23 protein-coding genes and 1 tRNA gene are annotated in these 20,379 nt (G+C 67.8%); 6 read left to right on the top strand and 18 right to left on the bottom strand.

Annotation, left to right across the window (positions count from 1 at the left end; genetic code table 11):
• The first annotated feature begins 4 nt into the window (after positions 1-4).
• The 4 genes from bcp to IPG97_02665 all read left to right on the top strand — a co-directional run bounded on the left by bcp (position 5) and on the right by IPG97_02665 (position 2,087).
• Entirely contained in the window at positions 5-469 is a 465-nt protein-coding gene (bcp, locus tag IPG97_02680; protein ID MBK6855485.1) for a thioredoxin-dependent thiol peroxidase, read from the top strand.
• A 148-nt stretch (positions 470-617) separates the two neighbouring features.
• A tRNA-Leu gene (locus IPG97_02675) sits at positions 618-700 on the top strand.
• 98 nt (positions 701-798) lie between these two features.
• Positions 799-1,449: a dienelactone hydrolase family protein gene (locus IPG97_02670; GenBank protein ID MBK6855484.1), complete on the top strand. Its 651-nt coding sequence runs from the start codon at positions 799-801 to the stop codon at positions 1,447-1,449.
• 80 nt (positions 1,450-1,529) lie between these two features.
• Positions 1,530-2,087: a hypothetical protein gene (locus IPG97_02665; GenBank protein MBK6855483.1), complete on the top strand. Its 558-nt coding sequence runs from the start codon at positions 1,530-1,532 to the stop codon at positions 2,085-2,087.
• Between the two features lie 377 nt (positions 2,088-2,464).
• Here IPG97_02665 and IPG97_02660 read toward each other — a convergent pair whose 3' ends face one another.
• From IPG97_02660 to IPG97_02595, 14 genes are all read right to left on the bottom strand, one after another.
• Positions 2,465-3,244: a tryptophan synthase subunit alpha gene (locus IPG97_02660; GenBank protein ID MBK6855482.1), complete on the bottom strand. Its 780-nt coding sequence runs from the start codon at positions 3,242-3,244 to the stop codon at positions 2,465-2,467.
• A 26-nt stretch (positions 3,245-3,270) separates the two neighbouring features.
• Entirely contained in the window at positions 3,271-4,431 is a 1,161-nt protein-coding gene (trpB, locus tag IPG97_02655) for a tryptophan synthase subunit beta (protein ID MBK6855481.1), read from the bottom strand.
• 342 nt (positions 4,432-4,773) lie between these two features.
• Complete coding sequence (locus IPG97_02650; GenBank protein ID MBK6855480.1) at positions 4,774-5,577, bottom strand: phosphoribosylanthranilate isomerase; 804 nt, start codon at positions 5,575-5,577, stop codon at positions 4,774-4,776.
• 295 nt (positions 5,578-5,872) lie between these two features.
• Positions 5,873-6,790: a cytochrome c oxidase assembly protein gene (locus tag IPG97_02645; GenBank protein MBK6855479.1), complete on the bottom strand. Its 918-nt coding sequence runs from the start codon at positions 6,788-6,790 to the stop codon at positions 5,873-5,875.
• Positions 6,791-6,824: 34 nt separating this feature from the next.
• Positions 6,825-7,496: an SCO family protein gene (locus IPG97_02640; GenBank protein ID MBK6855478.1), complete on the bottom strand. Its 672-nt coding sequence runs from the start codon at positions 7,494-7,496 to the stop codon at positions 6,825-6,827.
• Positions 7,496-8,023 carry a copper chaperone PCu(A)C gene (locus IPG97_02635; protein ID MBK6855477.1) on the bottom strand — a complete coding sequence of 176 codons (528 nt, stop codon included), beginning with the start codon at positions 8,021-8,023 and terminating at the stop codon, positions 7,496-7,498. Before IPG97_02635 ends, IPG97_02640 begins: the two co-directional genes overlap by 1 nt.
• Positions 8,024-8,125: 102 nt before the next feature.
• A complete protein-coding gene (gene trpC / locus IPG97_02630) occupies positions 8,126-8,905 on the bottom strand; it encodes an indole-3-glycerol phosphate synthase TrpC (protein ID MBK6855476.1) in 780 nt (259 codons plus the stop codon).
• Positions 8,906-8,929: 24 nt separating this feature from the next.
• Positions 8,930-9,571 carry a J domain-containing protein gene (locus IPG97_02625; protein ID MBK6855475.1) on the bottom strand — a complete coding sequence of 214 codons (642 nt, stop codon included), beginning with the start codon at positions 9,569-9,571 and terminating at the stop codon, positions 8,930-8,932.
• An 85-nt stretch (positions 9,572-9,656) separates the two neighbouring features.
• Positions 9,657-10,589: a folate-binding protein YgfZ gene (locus IPG97_02620; protein MBK6855474.1), complete on the bottom strand. Its 933-nt coding sequence runs from the start codon at positions 10,587-10,589 to the stop codon at positions 9,657-9,659.
• Positions 10,590-10,611: 22 nt separating this feature from the next.
• Positions 10,612-12,171 (bottom strand): chorismate-binding protein, encoded by a 1,560-nt coding sequence (locus IPG97_02615; GenBank protein ID MBK6855473.1) that lies wholly within the window; start codon positions 12,169-12,171, stop codon positions 10,612-10,614.
• A 35-nt stretch (positions 12,172-12,206) separates the two neighbouring features.
• Entirely contained in the window at positions 12,207-12,563 is a 357-nt protein-coding gene (gene hisI / locus IPG97_02610; GenBank protein MBK6855472.1) for a phosphoribosyl-AMP cyclohydrolase, read from the bottom strand.
• 68 nt (positions 12,564-12,631) lie between these two features.
• The gene (locus IPG97_02605; GenBank protein MBK6855471.1) at positions 12,632-13,033 is read right to left on the bottom strand and encodes a co-chaperone GroES; all 402 of its coding nucleotides are present in this window, start codon (positions 13,031-13,033) and stop codon (positions 12,632-12,634) included.
• A 167-nt stretch (positions 13,034-13,200) separates the two neighbouring features.
• Positions 13,201-13,980, bottom strand: a complete 780-nt coding sequence (gene hisF / locus IPG97_02600; GenBank protein MBK6855470.1) for an imidazole glycerol phosphate synthase subunit HisF — start codon at positions 13,978-13,980, stop codon at positions 13,201-13,203.
• A gap of 87 nt (positions 13,981-14,067) precedes the next feature.
• Complete coding sequence (locus tag IPG97_02595) at positions 14,068-14,796, bottom strand: hypothetical protein (protein ID MBK6855469.1); 729 nt, start codon at positions 14,794-14,796, stop codon at positions 14,068-14,070.
• Between the two features lie 387 nt (positions 14,797-15,183).
• Between IPG97_02595 and IPG97_02590 the strand changes: the two genes are divergently transcribed.
• Entirely contained in the window at positions 15,184-16,230 is a 1,047-nt protein-coding gene (locus IPG97_02590; protein MBK6855468.1) for a hypothetical protein, read from the top strand.
• A 108-nt stretch (positions 16,231-16,338) separates the two neighbouring features.
• Here IPG97_02590 and hisA read toward each other — a convergent pair whose 3' ends face one another.
• Positions 16,339-17,073, bottom strand: a complete 735-nt coding sequence (gene hisA / locus IPG97_02585) for a 1-(5-phosphoribosyl)-5-[(5-phosphoribosylamino)methylideneamino]imidazole-4-carboxamide isomerase (GenBank protein ID MBK6855467.1) — start codon at positions 17,071-17,073, stop codon at positions 16,339-16,341.
• A gap of 129 nt (positions 17,074-17,202) precedes the next feature.
• Between hisA and ygiD the strand changes: the two genes are divergently transcribed.
• Positions 17,203-18,006 (top strand): 4,5-DOPA dioxygenase extradiol, encoded by an 804-nt coding sequence (ygiD, locus tag IPG97_02580; protein MBK6855466.1) that lies wholly within the window; start codon positions 17,203-17,205, stop codon positions 18,004-18,006.
• A 20-nt stretch (positions 18,007-18,026) separates the two neighbouring features.
• Here ygiD and hisH read toward each other — a convergent pair whose 3' ends face one another.
• From hisH to hisC, 3 genes are read right to left on the bottom strand one after another with little or no spacing between them, the layout of a single operon-like run.
• Positions 18,027-18,659: an imidazole glycerol phosphate synthase subunit HisH gene (gene hisH / locus IPG97_02575; protein MBK6855465.1), complete on the bottom strand. Its 633-nt coding sequence runs from the start codon at positions 18,657-18,659 to the stop codon at positions 18,027-18,029.
• Between the two features lie 28 nt (positions 18,660-18,687).
• The gene (gene hisB, locus IPG97_02570) at positions 18,688-19,317 is read right to left on the bottom strand and encodes an imidazoleglycerol-phosphate dehydratase HisB (protein MBK6855464.1); all 630 of its coding nucleotides are present in this window, start codon (positions 19,315-19,317) and stop codon (positions 18,688-18,690) included.
• A complete protein-coding gene (gene hisC / locus IPG97_02565) occupies positions 19,314-20,375 on the bottom strand; it encodes a histidinol-phosphate transaminase (GenBank protein ID MBK6855463.1) in 1,062 nt (353 codons plus the stop codon). Before hisC ends, hisB begins: the two co-directional genes overlap by 4 nt.
• Positions 20,376-20,379: the final 4 nt, after the last annotated feature.

Genomic DNA, 20,379 nt, shown 5'->3' with positions numbered 1-20,379 from the left:
GGCCATGGCTGATGCTCCCTCGGCTGGCGATCGTGCGCCAGCGTTCCACCTGGCTGACCACACCGACACCAAGGTGCGCCTGTCCGCTTTCAAGGGCCAAAAGGTGCTCGTGTACTTCTACCCGAAGGCCGACACCCCGGGATGCACCACCCAGTCATGTGCGCTCCGAGACATCAGCGGAGACATCGGAGACACGGTGATCTTGGGCATCAGCCCCGATGCCCCGGCCAAACTGGCCAAATTCCGCGACAAGTACGACCTGGGCTTCACCCTGCTGTCCGATCCCGACCATGTCACCGCCGAGTCCTACGGGGTTTGGGGTGAGAAGTCGATGTACGGCAAGAAGTACTTCGGCATCATCCGCTCGGCGTTCCTGATCGACGAGACCGGCAAGATCAGCCATGCCTGGCCCAAGATCAGCCCCAAGGACACCCCCAAGAACCTGTTGAAGGCCCTGGCCGGAGACTGATCGGTCCCCGGACTGGCCTGAAGGTCCTAGCGAATAGGACCAATCATCGTCGCTGCGAGGTCGATCAGACCGAGGCTTCGCCTCGGTTGACCATGGTCGAGATGTGACCTCTCGGCCGGGGGCTCTAGACTGGCTCCTCGCACCACCCGCCCGGGTGGCGGAATGGCAGACGCGGTGGACTCAAAATCCACTGTCCGAAAGGGCGTGCGGGTTCAAGTCCCGCCCCGGGCACTTACAGATCAAGGCCGGCCAGTGGCAACTCCACCCCACCATCCCCACCGACCTGACCGATCCTCACCCCGCCCACCGGCGATGGGAGAGGACGCGAAGTGAGCGGATCGGCCGGTACCGGCTACGTGGTGGCTCCTGATTCCGGCCACGGCCCCGGCATCTTGGTGTTGCACTCGTGGTGGGGCCTCACCCCCTACTTCCGCACCGTGTGTGACCGCCTAGCCGATGCCGGTTTCGTAGCCCTGGCTCCCGACCTCCACGGCGGCGATCAGACCGCTGCCACCCCAGATGAGGCCGAGGCGCTGCTGGCCGCCACCGACCCCAACCAGACCGCGGGCCTGGTGGTGTCGTCGCTGACCGCTCTGGCCCGCATGCCCGCCACCTCAGATGGGCCCGTCGGCGTGCTCGGCTTTTCGATGGGGGCGTCGTGGGCGCTGTGGGCGGCGACGCGCTTCGCCGACCAGGTCGGTGCTGTGAGCATCTACTACGGCAGCCAGGACATCGACTTCGAGCCGATGCGCGCCCCGGTGCAGGGACATTTCGCCGAACACGACGAGTTCACCTCCGAGGACGATGTCAACTACCTAGAGGCGCAGCTACGCCTGGTCGGGCGCAGTGTCGACTTCCACCGCTACGCCGGTACCGGCCACTGGTTCGCCGAGGCCGACCGACCGCCAGCCCACGATCCCGTGGCCGCCGAGCTGGCCTGGGCCAGAACCGTCGACTTCTTCCAGACCCACCTGCATTGAGCTCCGGCGTCGGCTAGGTCCACGCGGTCGCGAGGTCTGACGTTTCGAGGTTGGTCGCCGGCCACTACCGTCGACACGTCATGAACATCCACGTGAATCGCCATCTGTTCGGCCGGATCGGGTCGGGTCGGGTCGCCCGACACCTTGTGGGCCGCGTCCCCATGGTCCTGATGGTCGGCGGCCTGACGTTGACGGCCTTCACTGGCTGCACCGCTGATGACGCCACGAACGACGCCGACGCCGGTCCCGAGGTGACGGCCCAGATCGGCGATGCCGCCACGGCGGTGCCGACCACCGGTGGCCCAACCACCACCGCGTCGACCCCGACCACCCCACCTACCGGTGACACGGTCCCCGGCCCGGCTGGCACGCCCGAACCACAACAGGCCGCCGACGCTCTGTATGCGGCATGGAAGGCCGGAGATCGGGTGGCGGCCGGAACCGTGGCCGAGCCGATCGCCGTTGATGGCGTCTTCGCCGCTGCCCCTGGCGACTACCAGCTCTACAACAAGTGCAACACCGGCGAGTTCGGCCAGTCGTCGTGTCTGTTCCGAGGCGACCCCGGCACCATCCAGTTCAACATGAAGCAGATCGACGGCTCCTGGGTGGTCACCGGAGCCATCTTCAGCCCCACCTGATCTAAGGGTCCTAGCGGATAGGTCCGATCGTCGTCGCTACCAGGTTGACCAGACCGAGGCTTCGCCTCGGTTTAGCCATGCCGTGCTTATGGGTCGGCTCGCCTATCGGCTCACCTCCTAGGCCTGGATCCGCCGAAAGGCAGAGCCTTCCGGCGGAGTTGGGTTGCCGGCCTGACAGGCCGACGTCTTCGCTGCTACGACCGGCAAAGCCGATCTCCGCAGGTCGGGGGCTCCGCCACAAAGGGCTCTGCCCCCCGAACCCCCGCTCTTGTCCCCCCGCTCCAGATCATCAGACAACCGAACAGATGGTGGCCGCTGAGAAAGCCGAATTCGCCTGGGTGACCAGGGAGAATCGAGCACAAGCCAAGTCTGATCGGTCAGGTGTCGTCGAGGGCCCGACGGAGGTCTGAGATGAAGCGGTGCGCTTCATCGGCACCACCGCCGTCGAGCAGGCGCCTCACCAGGGCCGTTCCCACGATCACACCGTCGCTGACCTCGGCCACCTCCACGGCCTGCTCGGGGGTGGACACCCCGAAACCCATCAGGACCGGCTTGTCGGTGGCCGCCTTCAGGCGTCCGGCCAGCCGAGCGGCCTGTTCCCCCAGAGAAGCCCGTTCACCGGTCACACCCATGAGGTTCACCCCGTAGACGTAACCGCGGGAACGGTCACATACGGCCTGCAACCGGTCGTCTGGGGTGATCGGACCGGCCAACAACACGGTCTCGATCCCGGCCTCGTCGGCCGCGGCCCGCCACGGACCCTGCTCCTCCATGGGAACGTCGGGAAGGATCATCCCGCTGAACCCGGCTTCGGCCATCTCTCCGGCGAAGCGTTCGTCTCCCATGTGGAACACGAGGTTGTAGTAGGTCATGGCCAGGACCGGTACCCCTGCATCGATGCCTCTGAGACCGCTGAACACGGTCTCGGGGGTGGTCCCCTCGGCCAGCGCCCGTTCCGATGCAGCCTGGATGGTCGGGCCGTCCATCACCGGGTCGGAGAACGGGATACCGATCTCCACGGTGTCGGCCCCGGCGTCAGCCACGGCCCGTACCACCTCTGTCCAGTTGCCCAGGCCGCCGGTGAGGTAGGGAACCAACAACTTGGCACCAGCTTCTCGTCGGGCTCGCAGGTGCACTTCGAGGGGGCCGGGGTCCAGCTCGGCCACAGGGGGAAGGTCGAGGGTCACAGCTTGTCCTCCAAGATGTCCATCATCTGGGCCACGTCCTTGTCGCCCCGGCCCGACAGGTTCACCAGCACCGTGCGTCCGGCCAGTGCCGGGGCTTCTCGGATCACCCAGGCCAGGGCGTGGGCCGGTTCCAGAGCGGGGATGATCCCCTCGGTACGGCTCAACACCTGGAAGGCGTTGATCACTTCGTCGTCGGTCACCGGGTGGTAGGTGGCCCGACCGGTGTCGGCCAGGTGGGCGTGTTCGGGGCCCACTCCCGGATAGTCGAGGCCGGCGGAGATCGAGTGTGCTTCTTCGACCTGACCCCACTCGTCTTGCATCAGGAACGACGCCATCCCGTGTACCACGCCGGGCACGCCCGCCCCGACCGCGGCACCTCCGGCCGGTTCGACCCCGACCAGCTCGGCGGTGGTGTCGGCGAATCCCGAGAAGATCCCCGCGGCGTTGGATCCCCCGCCGACACAGGCCACCACCACGTCGGGGTCAGATCCTCCCAGCAGGGTCCGGGACTGTTCGCGGGCCTCAGCACCCAACACGCGGTGAAGCTCACGCACCATCCACGGGTACGGATGCGGGCCCATGACCGAGCCGAGGCAGTAGTGGCTGGTCTCCACCGTGGCCACCCAGTCACGCATGGCTTCGTTGACCGCGTCCTTGAGGGTGCGGCTACCCGAGGAAGCTGGTTTCACCTCGGCGCCGAGCAGGCGCATCCTGAACACGTTGAGCTTCTGGCGTTCCATGTCCACCTCGCCCATGTAGACGGTGCACTCGAACCCCATCAGGGCGGCGGCGGTGGCGGTGGCAACGCCGTGTTGGCCGGCGCCGGTCTCAGCTACCAGGCGCTTCTTGCCCATCCGTTTGGTGAGCAGCGCCTGGCCCAGCACGTTGTTGATCTTGTGGGACCCGGTGTGGTTCAGGTCTTCCCGCTTGAGCAGGACCCGTACACCGAGCTCGGCCGACAGGCGATGGCACTCGGTGAGCGGTGACGGTCGACCGGCGTAGTCGGTCAGCAGCCCGTCGAGCTCGGATCGAAACTCGGGGTCGGCCCACGCGTCACGAAAGGCCGCGTCCAGCTCGATGCATGCTGGCATGAGCGTCTCGGGCACGAAACGCCCGCCGAAACGACCGAACCGGCCGCCGGCATCGGGTTCTCCCATGATCGAGTCCGGGAACGGGCTGGTCACGTTTTGGGGTTCCGGGAACGAATGTCCCGGCTCGGGTTGGTTCGGTTCGGACATGAGGACCTTCCTCGACGACGTTGGGCTGGATCAGGGGATGGCCCACAGCGAGCCGACCAGACGGGCACGCCCCGGTCAAGCCGAGGTGTGAGACGAACCGGTCCGCCGCTAACGGTGACGGTCCGACGTCGGGTCGGGTCCTGTGGACGCGACACGAAGCGACCCGGCCGGGGCCGGGTCAGGCCGTGCGCCGCCCGTGGCCAGCCACCTGTGCGAACCAGCGGAGCCGGGGGTGACGCGACGTGTCACGTCGGCTGGGGCTCACATCGCCTCCCAGCCCAGGTCTTCGGCGTCGATGAACTCGCCTTGGACCCCGCCGGGCATCCCCCCGGCATTGGTTCCGTGGCCATCGCGAACGACTCGGGCGCCGTGGTCGCCATGGTCGTCGTTCATCCAGTCGTAAGGCATGGGGGGAAGGTCGGCGTCCAGATCTTCGGGCAGGTCGGCCCCCGCCGCTTTGGCCCGCTCCACGAAGGCCATGACCCTGCGGGCATCTTTGACCCCGGGCCCACCGTGTTCGGCCTCTACGCCGGTGGACACATCTACCCCCCACGGCCGGACGGTGGCGATGGCCTCGGCCACGTTGTCGGGGGTAAGACCACCGGCCAACAACAGCCGCTGGCTCGGGTGTTCCCGACGGTGCCGGGCGGCCAGGTTCCAGTCGAAGGTCTGACCCGATCCGGGTTCGACGGCATCGAGCAGAACCGCGGTGGCCCCGAAGCGATCGGCGCGGGCACGGGCTGAATCGTTGGCCCCGAACGCCTTGATCACCCACGGGACCCGCTCGGCCACGAAGGCCACGTCTTCGGTGGATTCGTGGCCGTGAAGCTGAGCGGCCTTGAGACCCGAGGAGTTGACGATGTCGACCACCCGGGCCGGTGCCTCGTCTCGGAAGACGCCGACGGTGAGCACCTCGGGCGGTAGGCGCCGGGCGATGTCACGGGCCAGGGCGGGTGCGACCTGGCGGCGGGACGGCGCGAACACGAAGCCCACCGCGTCGGCCCCCATGGCCAGGGCCAGCAGAGCGTCATCCTCTCGGGTGATGCCGCAGATCTTCACGAACACGCGAGCAACGATAGGTCGCGTCGGTGGTCAGACCCGTGCCCATTCCCGACTCAACCGCCAAAGGACCCGAGCGGATAGGTCCACTCGTTCGGCTGTGTGACGAGCTGAAGCAGCACTACCGGGCGAGGGTAGGGGGGCAGAGCCATTTGTGGCGGAGCCCCCGACCGGCGGATCCAGGATTAGGAGGTGCGCCTATAGGCGGACCGACCCATAAGCACGGCATGGTTAAACCGAGGCGAAGCCTCGGTCTGGTCAACCTGGTAGCGACGACGACCGGACCTATCCGCTAGGACACTTAGCGGAGTCCTGATCCCGACAGGGATCGTGAACCTCGCTGGTCGTTGGCCATCTGGGCGTGGCCCCAGGTGAGGAAGCGGTAGCCGATCTGCAACCACAGCAACACCATGCCCCCCACCTGGAGCACGGCGGCGGCGGTCTGCTGGTCGGTGATGGCGTCGAAGCCTTCGATCACCCGGGGGGCCAACTCGTAGGTGGCGTAGATCGGGTAGTCGGCCCAGGTCATGAAGAACCCGGGCAGCACCGGCACGATGGACTGGGCGATCAGGTAGCCGAGCGCCGCCGGCCCGGTGAGTCGCTTCACGCCTGGGTGTGGGCACTGCACCGGCATCCACAGCGCGAATCCGGCCAGCGTCCACACCAGGTCCATCAGAAACGAGCTGAACGGGCTGGCCAACAGCGGGTCGACCACCGCGGGGGTGTTGACCACGATGAGGGTGAGGGCCGCGAACGGGACGGCGAAGCGTGGTCGGGCCGTCCAGCGCAGCACGGTCAGGGCCTTCCCCCAGCCGACGGCGGCGATGGCCAGCGCCGGGGGTATGGCGAACAGGAGCAAGGGCGCCACCACCATGACCATGAGTATCTGGCGGGCCATCTGGGCGGTGGCCAGGTACCCCGCACCCAGGCTGGCCAACGGCCAGTCGATGACCAGCCACATCCCGATGCTCCCGAGCACCAGTGACACCGACCGGCCCCTCGGGGTGCCGGCCACCAGCGTGTGGACCTCTCGGTCGTGGGCGGCCGCAGCCGACTTCCACTGCTCGGGGGTGGTGTGCGCCCACGGTTGGTGACGACCCCGGGTCGACCACCACCCGGCCACACCGACGACACCGGCCAGGATGACTAGGGCGCCGAGGTAGGGCGTCTGCCACGACCAGGTCCACGCCTCGCCAGATGAGGCGCACCACCAGTTCACGAGAGGGCGCCTTTCGTAGGACGGGTTCCTTCGCTCACTTCCACGTCCCCTCGTCTAGGCGGGGCAGGTCGTTGGCCCACACCTCCATACGGGTTCCCTGTTCGGCGCTGACCCCGGTCGGGTAGATGCGGTGGGCCAGGTTGTCGCGGGAGAACACGGTGGCGGTGGCGGGATGGCCCACCATGTAGGACCCGTCGGGCCCGGGTTCTTCCAGCACCACCGGCGGCATGTGCAGTTCGGTGATCAGCCTGTCGATCTCGACGGGATCTCCGGTGAGACCGACGAAGGTGGGATCGATGCGGTCGAGGTATTTGCGCATCGCTTCGGGTGTGTCACGGGCGACGTCGACGCCCACGAAGAGGACCTGGGGGCGACTACCCGGCCCCGCACCGATGGCTTCACGGGCTCGGGCGATGGTCTGGAGGAACACCGGGCAGATGTCGGGGCAGTTCGTGTATCCGAAGAACAACACCGTGAGCTGACCGTCGGTTGCCTCGATGAAGGGAAAGGGCTTTCCGTCGAGGTCGGCCAGGGTCACGTCGGGTTTGGTGAAAGGGGGTTCCAGCAGGGTGCCGCCGAACCCACGGTTGGGATCTTTTCGATCCGGTGTGCTCTGGCGGCCCAGATCCGAGCAGCCGACCAGGGCCAGGCCCGTCAGCCCCACCCCCATCTCGAGCAGGTGACGTCTGGTCATGTCGGTGCCCATCAGCGATCCTCGGTGTGGTTGTGGCCGTCTCCGGTTCCTGGCGTGGTCCCCGGCTCCACCACCTCGGCAGCCACGGTGACCTTCGCCGCCGTCTCGAAGGTGAGGACCAGGGTCACGGAGTCTCCGGCCTCCAAGTCCCGGCGCAAGCCGGTGATCATCACGTGCAGCCCGGTGCCGGAGAAGTCCAGGGTCGAGTCTGCTGGGATCTCCAGGCTCGCCACGTCATCCATGGTCGCTCGCCCGTGCTCGTCGGTCTTGGAGCGGTGCACACCGGCGCTGGCGGCATCGGGACTGGACACGGCGATCAGATGGTCGGGGTGGGCCTGGTGGTTGTCGATGACCAGGCGCGCCGCCGCGGTGGTCGGGTTGGCAGGCACCTCGATCCAGGCCTCGACGCTGACCGGTGAAGACGCCGTCCGATCCGCAGTGGTGTTCACATCGTCGCCACAACCCGACAACGACACCCCGGCCACGACCAGGACTATGGCCACCAGGGCCGGGCGGAACAGGGCGAGGGAGACAGGCATGGGACGGCACGGATGCTCCGTCCAGTGTGGCCCGCCGGACCCGTGCCGGAGTAGTCGGCGCGGGCCGCTCAGCCCGCTGGTCACCGAGATGGTCCGGGTCGGTCAGCCCGCGGCCCGGAGGGCCGCCACCCCACCTCGTGGGTCACCAGAGGTGACCAGCGACTCACCGACCAGCACGGCGTGGTAGCCGGCCTCGGCCAGGCGAGCGGCGTCGTCGGGGCCGCGGACACCGGACTCGGCCACCCGGACCACACCAGCAGGCATGAGCGGAGCCATCCTCACGGCCCTGTCGGTGTCGACCTGGAAGGTCACCAGGTCGCGCTGGTTGACGCCGATGACCGTGGCCCCTACCTCTAGGGCCCTTTCCAGTTCGGGCTCGTCGTGGACCTCGACCAAGACGTCCAAGCCCAGCTCAACTGCCAGAGCGTGGAACGCGGCCAGTTCGGTCTGGCTGAGCGCCGCCACTATCAACAGAACGCAGTCAGCCCCCATCAGTCGGGCGTCGGCCACGTCGTTCTCACACACGGTGAAGTCCTTGCGCAACACCGGCAACGGCACCGCAGCTCGGGCCGCGGCCAGGTCTTCTGGTGATCCGCCGAACCAGTCGACGTCGGTCAGCACCGACAGCGCCGACGCCCCGCCGGCGAGGTACTGACCGGCCAGGATGGCCGGGTCCAGGTCTGGGGCCAACGGTCCCTTCGAGGGGGAACGGCGTTTGACCTCGGCGATGACGCCAAGCCCGTCGGTGTCGGCCAGAGCCCGGCCGAACCCCCGGGTGGGGGCTAGGTCACTGACCCTGGAGGTCAGGCTGTCGAGCGTTCGGGCATCTGCGGCGGCGGCAGCTCGGTGGGCGTCGATGATGCGATCGAGGTAGGTGGTCATGGCCCGCCGAACCTACCCGTCGGGTCACGTTCCGGTGAAGGGGGTGCGCCGAGCCGTGGCGCTGGGGGCGTCGGCGGCTCCACGGTTCCGGCCGTTTCGGGTCATGGTCACCAACGGCATGACCATGAACAGCACCGAGGAGACCACGACCCCGACGACAGCAACGGCCAGCATCGGTCGTGACTGCACCGCAAGCCCCACGAACCCACACACCATCGCCGCCCCGAACAGCGCCACCGGCACCAACCGGGCGGGGTGGGGGGTCGGGTCGACGGCGTCGGTGTCGGGAACGATCCGGTCTCGCTCGGCAGCCCAGCCGGCGTGATCATCCATCCACCCATCGTCACCGGTCCGTGGGGTCCACCCCTTGCCCGCGGGCACGGTCACCTCAGGACGGACCCGTTGGCGTTCAGATGCCGGCCCTGCGCTGGTGACCCTGGAACCGCCAGCGAGGGTCTCGTCGTAGTGCCGACGACGATCGACGTGGCTCAAGACGTCCCACGCTTCGGTCACTGCCTTCATTCGCCGGACGTGGAGGTCACGTTCGACGGGAGGGTCATCGGCGTGGAAATCGGGGTGGTGTTCGCGTGCCAACGCCAGATATGCAGCCCGGATCTCCGATGGCCGGGCATCGGGGGTCACCCCGAGGGCCTCGTAGTGGTTCACCGTGGCCGATGGTAGGTCGCAAACGACCGCCTTGCGCTCACGTCAAGGCGGCGAGCGAACCGGCTGTGATCGGGGGCGGGCCTGGTCAGTTTGTGGACGTGGTCGGCGGCGGCAAAAGCCGGGCCGGGTGGCCACCGACCTCGGCCGGTTCACCTGCGTCACCGGCGATGTGGGCCCTTGCCACCCAGGCCAACGCCACCGAGCCTTGAGCGCCTTCCAGGTCTGTTTCGATTCCGTCGAAGGCGTCGGCACTGGAGGTCACCGCTCCGACCTCGGCGCCTTCGACCATGACGGGGGTCCCCGGGGCCGGGGCCGGGCCCTGAACCACCAGGCGGTGCAGGAGGCGGGGCACGTTGCCTCCTCGGCTGTCGACTCGGGCCACCAGCTCCTGGCCGGTGTAGCAACCCTTGGTGAAGCTGACCGAGCTGTCGATCACCCACTGGCCAGCCGCGGCCGGGATGGTGTCGGGGTCCAGTTCGGCACCCCAACGAGGCACACCCGCCGAGATCCGCAAGGCGTCGAGCTGGTCTGGGTTCGCCTCTACGAAGCCTTCGGCGCGCAGGCGGGCGACCACGTCGTCGAGGTCGGTGTCGGCTCCCACCACGTCGGCCCCGTCCATGCCGGGCCAGCCCGCATCACGGCCACAGTGTGCACCCACCGCGGCGTTGGAACCAGAGCCTCTCACCGCCACCACATCCACGCCGGGTCGAACCTCTATCTCGGCCTTGGTCCGCAGGAGGAATCGACGCAGCCGTGCCTCCCAGGCCGGGCCGGCTCCGGCGTCGACCAGGACCTCGAAGTGGTCGGGCGCCCGCCGTGTGACCCTCCCCCACCCTTCGACCTTGCCCTGCGGGGCCAGCACGAAGGTGGAAGCCGACTGGCCCACGGCCAGCGCAGCCACATCCTGGCTGAGCTGACCTTGGAGGTAGGCGGCGGCATCGGGACCTTCGACCACCACCACGTCTCGCTGGACGCGGGCGAACACGGAGACGGCTAGGACGAGGTCTGGTTCTGACATGGTTCCAGTGTGGCGGTCGGGATCAGCGATCGGCCGTGGCCCGGCGTGCCGCTGTCATCCTGCGTGCGGCAGGCACCGCGGCCAGCAACGCCCTGGCCTTGTTGCGGGTCTCGAGCTCTTCGTGGGCGGGGATCGAGTCGACCACCACCCCAGCACCGGCCTGAACGCTGGCCCTACCGTCGGGCAGGCAGACCATGGTGCGGATGGCGATTGCGGTGTCGATGTTCCCCGAGAAGTCGAGGTAGCCCAGCACCCCGGCGTAGGGGCCTCGTTTGGTCGGCTCGAAGTCGTCGATGATCTCCATGGCCCGTACCTTCGGCGCACCCGAGACCGTGCCCGCCGGCAGTGTGGCCCGCAACACGTCGATCGGGGTACGGCCCTCGGCCAAGGCGCCGCGCACCTCCGAGGTGAGGTGCATGACGTGGCTGTAACGCTCCAGGGTCATCATCTCGGTGACCCGCTCGGTGCCGAAGGTGACCACGCGGCCGACGTCGTTGCGGGCCAGGTCCACCAGCATCACGTGCTCGGCCACCTCCTTGGGGTGTTCGCGAAGCTCGGCTCCGAGACGACGGTCCTCTTCTTCGGTGCTGCCCCGGTAGCGGGTTCCCGCGATCGGCCGGGAGATGACCTCGCCGTCGAGGAGCTGAACCATCGGTTCGGGCGACGAACCCACCAGCGTCACCTCTGCGGCCCGGAACAAGTACATGTAGGGGCTCGGGTTGATCTGGCGCAGCACCCGGTAGACGTCGAAGGGGTCAGCGTCGAGCTTGAAGTCGAACCGCTGGGACAGCACGACCTGGAAGATGTCTCCGGCCAGGATGTGCTCCTTGGAGGCGGCGACAGCGGCCTCATAGGCCCCGCTGGCCAGGTTGGAGGTGACCTCGGGCAGCGGATCGGACGGGTCCGGCGGGGCGACCAGCGGCTCATCGAGCGGGGATGCACCGTCGGTGGCCAGCCGGGCCAACCGTGCGACGGCGGCGTCGTAGCGGGCGTCGAGTTCGGCATCAGATAGCCCGGGGGTGACGAAGGAGTTGGCCAGAAGCGTGACCTGTTGGCGCCAGTGGTCGAAAGCGGCGAGCTCGCCGATCACGTACTGGACGGCGTCGGGGAGGTCCTGGTCGTCGGTGGGTACGTCGGGGAGGTTCTCGACCTCCCGCACCACGTCGTAGCCGAGGTAGCCGACCAGACCGCCGTGGAGCGGGGGCAGGCGGTCGTGTTCGGGGGACCGGAACTGTTCGAGGAGCGCCTCGACGGTGGCGAGGATCCCGTGGTCCAGCGGAACTGCGCCGAGGGCGGCTCCCACCGTCTGGGCGGTGTCGGCATCCACGTCGCCCAACGTGGCCGTGACCTCGAGACCGCGCGACACCAGGGTGGCGGCAGGGCGGCGGCCCACGAAGGACCAGCGGCTCCAGCGCTCACCATGTTCGACCGACTCCAGGACGAAACCGGGCTCTCCGCTGCGGGTGAGGCGGGCGAAGGCCGCGACCGGGGTGATGAAGTCGGCGAGCAGCTCGGTCCAAACCGGCACGACGGTGTGGGTGCGGGCCAGCGTACGGAACTCCTCACGGCTGGGGTGAACCATGGCCTCGGGCAGAGACGGTGCCACCTCCATCGGGTTCAACCGCCGAAGGCCCGGTAGAAGCAGGACTTCTCACCGGTGTGGCAGGCGCCCTTACCTTCTTGTTCGACCACGAACAGCAACGTGTCGCCGTCGCAGTCATAGAAGGCGGAGCGGATGAACTGCCGGTCTCCCGACGTGTCGCCCTTGCGCCATTCCTCCTGGCGAGACCGGCTCCAAAACACCGTGCGCCCCTCTTCGAGCGATCGACGCAGCGTGGTCTCGTTCATCCACGCCATCATGAGCACGTCACCGGTGCCCTGCTCTTGGACGATGGCCGGCACCAGCCCGTCACGGTCGTACTTGACGGTGGCGAGATCTTCGTCTCGGATGGCGATCGGGGTCACGTCGGGCATGGCTTTGATCGTAGGTGCGGGCCCCAGCGGAGCCGAACCCGGTTCGGTCGCCGAAGCGAGCGGCCGCCTCAGAGGTAGAGGCCGGTAGAGCCCTCTTCGAGGCGCTTGGCGGCCACCGCGTGGATGTCTCGCTCGCGCAAGATGATGTAGTCGCTGCCCCGCACCTCGACCTCGTAGCGGTCCTCGGGGTTGAACAGGACCTGGTCCCCGACCTCCATGGACCGGACGTTGGGCCCGATGGCCACGACCTCACCCCACGCCAGTCGCCGACCGAGTTGTGCGGTGGCGGGGATCAGGATGCCTCCGGTCGACCGGCGTTCGCCGTCGGTCTCGAGGTTGACCAGGATCCGGTCGCTCATCATCTTCACCGGCAGCTTGTCGGCACGCGAAGACGCGAACGTCCGGGGGGTCGTGGTGTTCGAACCCTCCTCTGGGCCCGAGGTCGAGCCCGCCTCTGGGCCGGCAGTCATATCGGTTTGGTGTTCGGTGGACGCGTCGTTGGAGTCAGTCATCTCGATCAGCCCGGTTGGGCGAAGTTCTTGGTGGGACCTCGACGGTAACGGGACCGGCGCTCGATGTGCGGATCGGTCGGTGCCGCCGCGAGATACCCCGCCGCGTCGAAAGGGGTGTTGATCGGTCAGGCGTGCGCGGGACGGACGGCGATGCCGGCCGCGGCCATGACCGCTTTGGCTTCGGCCACGGTGTGCTCACCGAAGTGGAAGATCGATGCAGCCAGCACGGCATCGGCGCCGCCCTCCACCACCCCGTGGACCAGGTGGTCCAGGGTGCCGACGCCGCCGCTGGCGATCACCGGGATGCCAACTGCGTCGGCCACCGTTCGGGTCAGTTCCAGGTCGAAGCCGTCCCGGGTGCCGTCACGGTCCATCGAGGTGAGCAGGATCTCTCCCGCTCCGAGGCGCTCGGCTTCCACCGCCCACTCGATGGCGTCGAGGGGGGTCGGGTTTCGTCCGCCGTGGGTGAACACGCCCCAACCCGACTGGGAATCCGACGGCTGGCGACGCCGGGCGTCTATGGCCACGACCGCGCACTGGCTGCCGAACTCGTCGGCCACGTCGCTGATGGTCTCGGGCCGGTTTATGGCGGCGGTGTTGAGCGAAACCTTGTCGGCTCCGGCCCGCAACATCCGTCGGGCATCGTCGACGGTACGGATCCCGCCACCAACGGTCAGAGGAATGAACACCTCCTCGGCGGTGCGAGCCACCACGTCGACCATGGTGTCCCGGTCGTCGGAACTGGCGGTGATGTCGAGGAACACGACCTCATCGGCACCCTCGGCGTCGTAGCGGGCCGCCAACTCCACCGGATCGCCAGCGTCACGGAGGTCGACGAAGTTCACGCCCTTGACCACTCGGCCGGCGGTGACATCGAGACAAGGGATCACTCGGGCCGAACGCATCGTCCCGACCGTACCGTCAGGTCCTGTCGCCACCCAACCGCGATCCCCGAGGCCGAACGGCGTCAGCCGCACTTCCAGGTGCCACCCTCAATGCCCCGGCTCGACCTCACCGACCTCTGGATCGGCACCTTCGCCCTCGACGGCCGGGACATCGGCTGGATTGATCAACCCCAGGCGGATCAACTCGCTGGCCGGGCCCTCCTCGACCGGAGCGTCCTTGGGGACCGCCTTGTTGGTGGTGGCCCGGACCACAGGCGCGGGCCCTTCGTCGGGTGAACGAACTCGACCGTCGGGGTCGACCAGGCCGAGACGAACCAGCTCGCTGGCGCTGGCATCGTCGTCGCCGTCTCCCCCACTCCCACCTCCGCTCCCACCCGGGGCCGTGTCTCGGCCCGATCCGTCGGGTCCGTCGACCAGTCGGCCAGAAGGCCAGGTGGACACGGTGGCTGCCGCCACCACGACCAGGGCGGCGATCACCAGAGCGGTGTTGCGCCGGGTCGACTTGGCCTCGTCACAGCCCTCGTCGTAGTTCCGGCGGATCTCCTCTCCCTCGGGGCCGGGGATCGCGTCGAGGATTGCGCCACATGTGATGGGGGTGGGTCCTCCGCTGGTGTAGGGGACGAAGATCACCCACCAGGCCAGGGCACCGATCACCAAGATCCCACCGAAGGTGACGCCCACGATCCGGCGCGCCAGGCGGGTGGAGAGCATCGCCTCGAGCTGCTCACCCAACCGCTGCTCCCGGTCCAGCTCCTCAGCACCATCTGTGTCGGAGCCGGGGTCTGGCTTCGAGCTCTTGTTTCGATCGGTGGCCATGTCCTCAGTCTGGCCGCGTTGGGCGAAGTCGGGGCGGCTTCAGCATCGGTCGTCGCCCGAGTCGAGCCTGGATCCGCCGACCGAACTTGGGCCGTGTTCGATCGTCCATGGTCATCCCGGCGAGTTCGGCTCTCTGTGCGGCCACCAGAGGTGTCCGCCCTCGAGAAGCGCTGGATCACGCCGACGCAGCGGGATTCGAGGGCAGAGCCCTTTGTGGCGGAGCCCACGAGCGCAGGTTCCGGTTGGTATGTCCGACCGGACGACCGGGCCCTCGACAACTACTCTCAAGGGGCACGCAATCACCGTCCGCGTTCAGACGTTGGATCGCGCAGGAGCGTCGAGCTCAGAGGAAGACGAGCACAAATGCGATCTGATCAGGAGCGGGCGATGTCGAAGAACGGGGTCAGAACCACCGACACGGCCGTCGCCGACACCCATGGGTACCGCTCGTCGCGACTACCGAGCACCATGGCTGTGATCCGACGCCGGACACGTCGGCTCGGCCTCGTCGCCACCGCAGCGATAGTCCTCTGGTTTGCCACCGCCTGTGAGCCTGCCCCTCCGACGGCGACCTTCACCGTGAACGTGGCAGCCGGGATCGCCGGTGACGACGTCAACCCTGGCGACGGGGTCTGTGAGACCGCTCCCGGCAACGCCCAATGCACCCTCGACGCCGCCGTGCAAGAAGGAAACGCCCTCGGCCAAGCCGACATCAACGTTCCCTCGACCGCAGTCCAGGGTCAGGGCCACGTCCTGACCGAAACCATCACCGGCAACCTACGGTTCCTGAGCGTCTGGGAGTACCAGGTCCGCGACTTCGAGGTCCGAGCCGCAGATCTTCGTATCGCCCCCGGAGGCAGCCTCCACGTGGAACAAGCCGACCTCCACGTCACTCGAACTGCCACCATCGAAGGCCAGCTCTCCATGAACCGCGGTTGGCTGGTCGGTTGGGTCGATGTTCGCCCCGGTGGCGTGCTGAACCTCCTGAGCAGCATCGGCGGAGCTTGGGCCTCCGATATCCCGCCGCCGCCCACCAACGCATGGATCACCAACCGCGGCACGGTGATCATGCGCTTCAGCGAGATCAACCGTTCCTCCAGCTACAACCGACCCCACGAGGCGGCGGGGCTTCACACCCTTGACGGTGGGACTTCGATCCTCGGTGCCACCGATCTCCACCAGTACTCGCTCGTCTCACCGAACTGCCTCGGGGATCCGATCGTCAGCCAGGGCTACAACAACCTGGCCGGCTGCGGGTTGAGCGGGGTCGGCGACGACACCGGCACGACGATCGCCGACATACCCGTCGGCACCCTCGGTTGTGGGACCGAGGTGACCACCGACTACTTCGGGAACCCGAGGCCGATGGACACGGTGCGAAACGGTCAACCGGTGCGAGGCTGCACCCGAGGGATCATCGAGTATTCGGGTTGACTCGACCAGTCGCTCTTGGGCCGCTACGCGTATGCAGCCGGGCTGCTTCGGTGGTCGATCACCGAAGCGACATACGCGCCTGACGGGCGCGGCCCGCCCCGAGGGTCGCTACTCGCTCTGGGCGGCGGCTAGGGCGTCATCGATGGTCAGGGAACCGTCGTAGAGGGCCTTGCCCACGATGGCTCCCAGCAGAGGCTTGGAGTCGGCACCCATGGCGGCCAGCATCCGAAGGTGTTGCGCCGACCCCACTCCACCTGACGCGATGACGTCGGTCTCGATGGTGTCGAGCAGCTCTGAGTAGAGATCGATGTCGGGTCCGGTTCCGGCGCCGTCTACGTTGATCTGGGTGACGATGAAGGCAGCAAAACCGCCAGCATCGAACTGGGCCGTTACCTCCGAGAGTTGACGCCCGGAGCCTTCCATCCACCCGCGCACCGCCACCTCTCGTCCTCGTACGTCGAGTCCGAGCGCGACCTTGCCCGGATGGCGTTCAGCCAAGCCCATGGCCCAGTCCGGTTCATCGAGGGCCGCGGTGCCCACCACCACCCGGGCCACGCCGGCTGCGAAGAGCTCCTCGGCCGAGGCGTCGTCTCGCACTCCCCCGCCGGTCTGCACCGGTACCCCCACCGACGCCGCCACCGAGGCGATCACCGGGCGGTTCACCGGTTCACCGGTCCGGGCCGCGTCGAGGTCGACCACATGGATCCAGGCCGCCCCGGCATCGGCGAAGAGGCGGGCCTGAGCCACCGGGTCATCGCCGTACACCGTCTCTTGGTCGAAGTCACCTTGGTACAGACGGACGCACTGGCCGCCACGCAGATCGATCGCCGGGTACAGGTCCATCCCTGGATCATCGCACCCGGGCCGATCGCCCTCCCACCCGAGCACTAGCCGCCACGCCCATTTGGGCGACACGATGCAACGCAAATCGCCCTGACCGGTTCGAGACAAAGAACTTGTACCGTCAACGAAATGACGGCTGCCACCTTTCTCGGACACGGATCTCCGATGAACGCCATCGAGACCAACCGCTACACCGATGCCTGGCAGACCTTCGGGCTGGGCGGCCCTCGGCCATCGGCCATCGTTTGCGTGTCCGCCCACTGGTACATCGGCGCCACCGCCGTAACGGCCATGGCCGAGCCCCGCACCATCCACGACTTCTACGGATTCCCCGACGATCTGTTTGCGGTCAGATATCCCGCCCCCGGCGACCCGACCTTGGCCGCCGATCTGGTAGGCGAGCTCTCCGAAGTCGTCAAACCCGATGGGGTCGTGTCCGACACCGAAGACTGGGGTCTCGACCACGGCACCTGGTCTGTGCTGGTCCACGCCTTCCCCGAGGCCGACATCCCGGTGGTCCAGGTTTCGATCGATGCCCGGCGATCCTTCGACCAGCACCTGGCCCTGGGGGCGGCGCTGGCCCCCTTCCGTCGACGAGGGGTGATGGTGGTCGGCAGCGGCAACGTGGTGCACAACCTGCGCCGGATCGACTGGGGCCAGCCCGAATCCGCCTACGACTGGACCCGACGGTTCGACGACGCCACCCGAGAGGTGATGGCCACCGACCCGGCGCGGGCTCCGTCGCTGCGAGAACACCCAGATTTCGCGCTGGCCCACCCCAGCCCCGATCACTTCATCCCGCTGCTGTACGTGGCCGGTTTGGCTACGGCCGCCAACCAGACGGCACACGTCCTGGTAGACGGTTTCGCCTACGGCTCGCTATCGATGACCAGCTACACGCTCGGCCCGACCGGCCCCGCCCCTGCCCTCTGACCCGAACCCCGACCTTCGGGTCAGTCAGCGTGCTCGGCGCACGAGGTCACGAAGTTCTCCAGTAGGCGCAGCCCGTTGGCGGCTGACTTCTCGGGGTGGAACTGGGTGGCCCACAACCGGCCTCGTTGGATGGCGGCGGTCACTTCGGTGCCGTAGGTGCAGGTGGCGGCGATGTCGGCGGGGTCGTCGGGCCGGGCCCAGAACGAGTGCACGAAGTAGACCCACGGGTCATCGGGCAGGCCGTCGGCCATGGGGCTGGGATGGGCCCAGCGCAACACGTTCCACTGCATCTGGGGTCGCTTGACCCCTTCGGGCAAGAGCTCCACCCGACCGGGCACCACACCAAGACCGGGCACCTCGGGCGTCTCGTCTGAGCCGTCGAACAGCATCTGGAGCCCCACGCACACCCCAAGGAAGGGCCGGCCCGAACCGGCGGCGGCATCGGTGGCCCCGTCGTGGGCCAGCGCGTCGAGGCCGGCTTGACCCAAGGCCTCGACGCAGCGGCCGAAGGCACCCACACCTGGCAGCACCACGCCAGCGGCATCGGCGATCAGGCCCGGGTCTGCGGTCAGGCGGGCATCGGCTCCGACGTGTTCGAGCGCCTTCTGGGCCGAGCGGAGGTTGCCGATCCCGTAGTCGAGCACCGCGATCAGCGGTCGACCGTCGGCCGTTCCCTCGCGGTCAGTCACCGCCGGCCCCCGACAGGGTGCCCTTGGTCGAGGGGATGGCGGTGCCCTCCACGCGCACCGCGTCACGGAGGCAGCGCGCCACTCCCTTGAAGGTCGCCTCCACCACGTGGTGGGTGTTGGTCCCGGCCTTGCGGGTGACGTGAAGGGTGATGCCCGCCGAGGTGGCGAAGCTCTGCCAGAAGTGCTCGGCCATCTCCGGGTTGAACGGCGGATCACCGAGCGGCAGCACCTCGCCGAAGGGAACGTCATAGGAGACCCACGGCCGACCGGACAGATCCACGGCCACCTCGATCAGGGCCTCATCAAGGGGGAACAGGCCCGACGCGAAACGCCGGACGCCGGCCTTGTCGCCCAACGCCTCCCGGAACGTCTCACCGAGCAGGATGCCGACGTCTTCGACCGTGTGATGACCATCCACCTCGATGTCACCGGTTGCATCGATGGCCAGATCGAAGCCGCCGTGGCGTCCGATCTGGTCGAGCATGTGATCGAAGAACGGAAGGCCGGTCGAGGCGGAGACCGACCCGGTCGGACCGTCGATGTCCAGGCTGATACTGATCGACGTCTCCCGGGTGGTGCGCTGCCGGGAAGCGGCCCGACCCGGGCTTTTCGATTCGGTCATGTGAGGATCTCCCCTAGGGCATCGAGGAAGCGGTCATCCTCGTCGGTGGTGCCGATGGTGACTCGCAGGCAGCCCTCCAGGCGGGGCCACGACGAACAGTTGCGGACCAGGATCGAACGTTCCACCAGTTGAGCCCAGACGTCTGCTCCGTCCAGGGTCCGCGGTCGGAACAACACGAAGTTGGCGCCCGACGGCCACACGTCGCACGGCAGCTCGCGAAGTGCCGCCTCCAGTCGGCCCCGTTCCTCGGTCAGCTGAGCCACCCGCTCCTCCATCTCGGAGCGGAAACGAACCGCGATGATGCCGGCCGCCTGCTTCAACGCGTCGAGGTGGTAGGGCAGGACCACCTTCTCCAGCTCGGAGACCACCCAGCTCGGACCGACCAGATAGCCGAGACGGGCTCCCGCCATGGACCATGTCTTGGAGAAGGTCTGGGTGACCACCAGCGGGGTGGCCTCGTCGACCAGTTCCAACGCCGACCAAGGGGCGAACTGACCGTAAGCCTCGTCGACCACCAACAGACCCTGTACCAGGCCGAGGACCTCGGTGACGGTGTCTCGGGTCTCGACCATCCCGGTCGGGTTGTTGGGCGAGCAGAGGTAGGTGATGGCGGGCTCGGCTGCACTCACGACCCGCCGAACCTCGGCCATGTCAAGCGAGAAGTCTGCAGCCCGCTCCCCTTCGGCGACGGTGGTGCCGGTCATGTGAGCGATGTGGGAGTGCAACGCGTAGGTGGGTTCGAACACGGCCACGGTCCGGCCCGGACCCCCATAGGTCAGCGACAGGGTCTGGAGCACCTCGTTGGAGCCGTTGGCCACGAACACCTGCTCGGGACCGACCCCATGGAGTTCACCGATGCGGGTCCGCAGTTCGGTGGCGGCCCGGTCGGGGTAGCGGTGCCATTGGACCCGGCCAACCTCGGCAGCCAGGGCGTCGACGAAAGCCGCGGGCGGAGCGACCGGTGACTCGTTGGTGTTGAGGCGGACGTCGACGTCGAGTTGCGGCGAGTGGTAGCCCTCCATGAGGGCGACGCTGTCTCGGGGGCGGATCGGTGCCATCGGT

Source organism: Microthrixaceae bacterium, from assembly GCA_016702505.1.
Lineage (GTDB): Bacteria > Actinomycetota > Acidimicrobiia > Acidimicrobiales > Iamiaceae > Aquihabitans.
The sequence above is the reverse complement of the archived record's forward strand: the minus strand, read 5'-3'. Positions and strand labels throughout refer to the sequence as shown.

What these genes read in the sequence shown, in the direction of transcription:
- bcp (MBK6855485.1), top strand. Translation starts at nt 5, where the DNA reads ATGGCTGATGCTCCCTCGGCTGGCGATCGTGCGCCAGCGTTCCACCTG.
- IPG97_02665 (MBK6855483.1), top strand. Translation starts at nt 1,530, where the DNA reads ATGAACATCCACGTGAATCGCCATCTGTTCGGCCGGATCGGGTCGGGT.
- trpB (MBK6855481.1), bottom strand. Translation starts at nt 4,431, where the DNA reads ATGGGAGAACCCGATGCCGGCGGCCGGTTCGGTCGTTTCGGCGGGCGT.
- IPG97_02640 (MBK6855478.1), bottom strand. Translation starts at nt 7,496, where the DNA reads ATGGGCACCGACATGACCAGACGTCACCTGCTCGAGATGGGGGTGGGG.
- IPG97_02635 (MBK6855477.1), bottom strand. Translation starts at nt 8,023, where the DNA reads ATGCCTGTCTCCCTCGCCCTGTTCCGCCCGGCCCTGGTGGCCATAGTC.
- trpC (MBK6855476.1), bottom strand. Translation starts at nt 8,905, where the DNA reads ATGACCACCTACCTCGATCGCATCATCGACGCCCACCGAGCTGCCGCC.
- IPG97_02620 (MBK6855474.1), bottom strand. Translation starts at nt 10,589, where the DNA reads ATGTCAGAACCAGACCTCGTCCTAGCCGTCTCCGTGTTCGCCCGCGTC.
- IPG97_02615 (MBK6855473.1), bottom strand. Translation starts at nt 12,171, where the DNA reads ATGGTTCACCCCAGCCGTGAGGAGTTCCGTACGCTGGCCCGCACCCAC.
- hisI (MBK6855472.1), bottom strand. Translation starts at nt 12,563, where the DNA reads ATGCCCGACGTGACCCCGATCGCCATCCGAGACGAAGATCTCGCCACC.
- IPG97_02605 (MBK6855471.1), bottom strand. Translation starts at nt 13,033, where the DNA reads ATGACTGCCGGCCCAGAGGCGGGCTCGACCTCGGGCCCAGAGGAGGGT.
- hisF (MBK6855470.1), bottom strand. Translation starts at nt 13,980, where the DNA reads ATGCGTTCGGCCCGAGTGATCCCTTGTCTCGATGTCACCGCCGGCCGA.
- IPG97_02595 (MBK6855469.1), bottom strand. Translation starts at nt 14,796, where the DNA reads ATGGCCACCGATCGAAACAAGAGCTCGAAGCCAGACCCCGGCTCCGAC.
- IPG97_02590 (MBK6855468.1), top strand. Translation starts at nt 15,184, where the DNA reads ATGTCGAAGAACGGGGTCAGAACCACCGACACGGCCGTCGCCGACACC.
- hisA (MBK6855467.1), bottom strand. Translation starts at nt 17,073, where the DNA reads ATGGACCTGTACCCGGCGATCGATCTGCGTGGCGGCCAGTGCGTCCGT.
- ygiD (MBK6855466.1), top strand. Translation starts at nt 17,203, where the DNA reads ATGACGGCTGCCACCTTTCTCGGACACGGATCTCCGATGAACGCCATC.
- hisB (MBK6855464.1), bottom strand. Translation starts at nt 19,317, where the DNA reads ATGACCGAATCGAAAAGCCCGGGTCGGGCCGCTTCCCGGCAGCGCACC.
- hisC (MBK6855463.1), bottom strand. Translation starts at nt 20,375, where the DNA reads ATGGCACCGATCCGCCCCCGAGACAGCGTCGCCCTCATGGAGGGCTAC.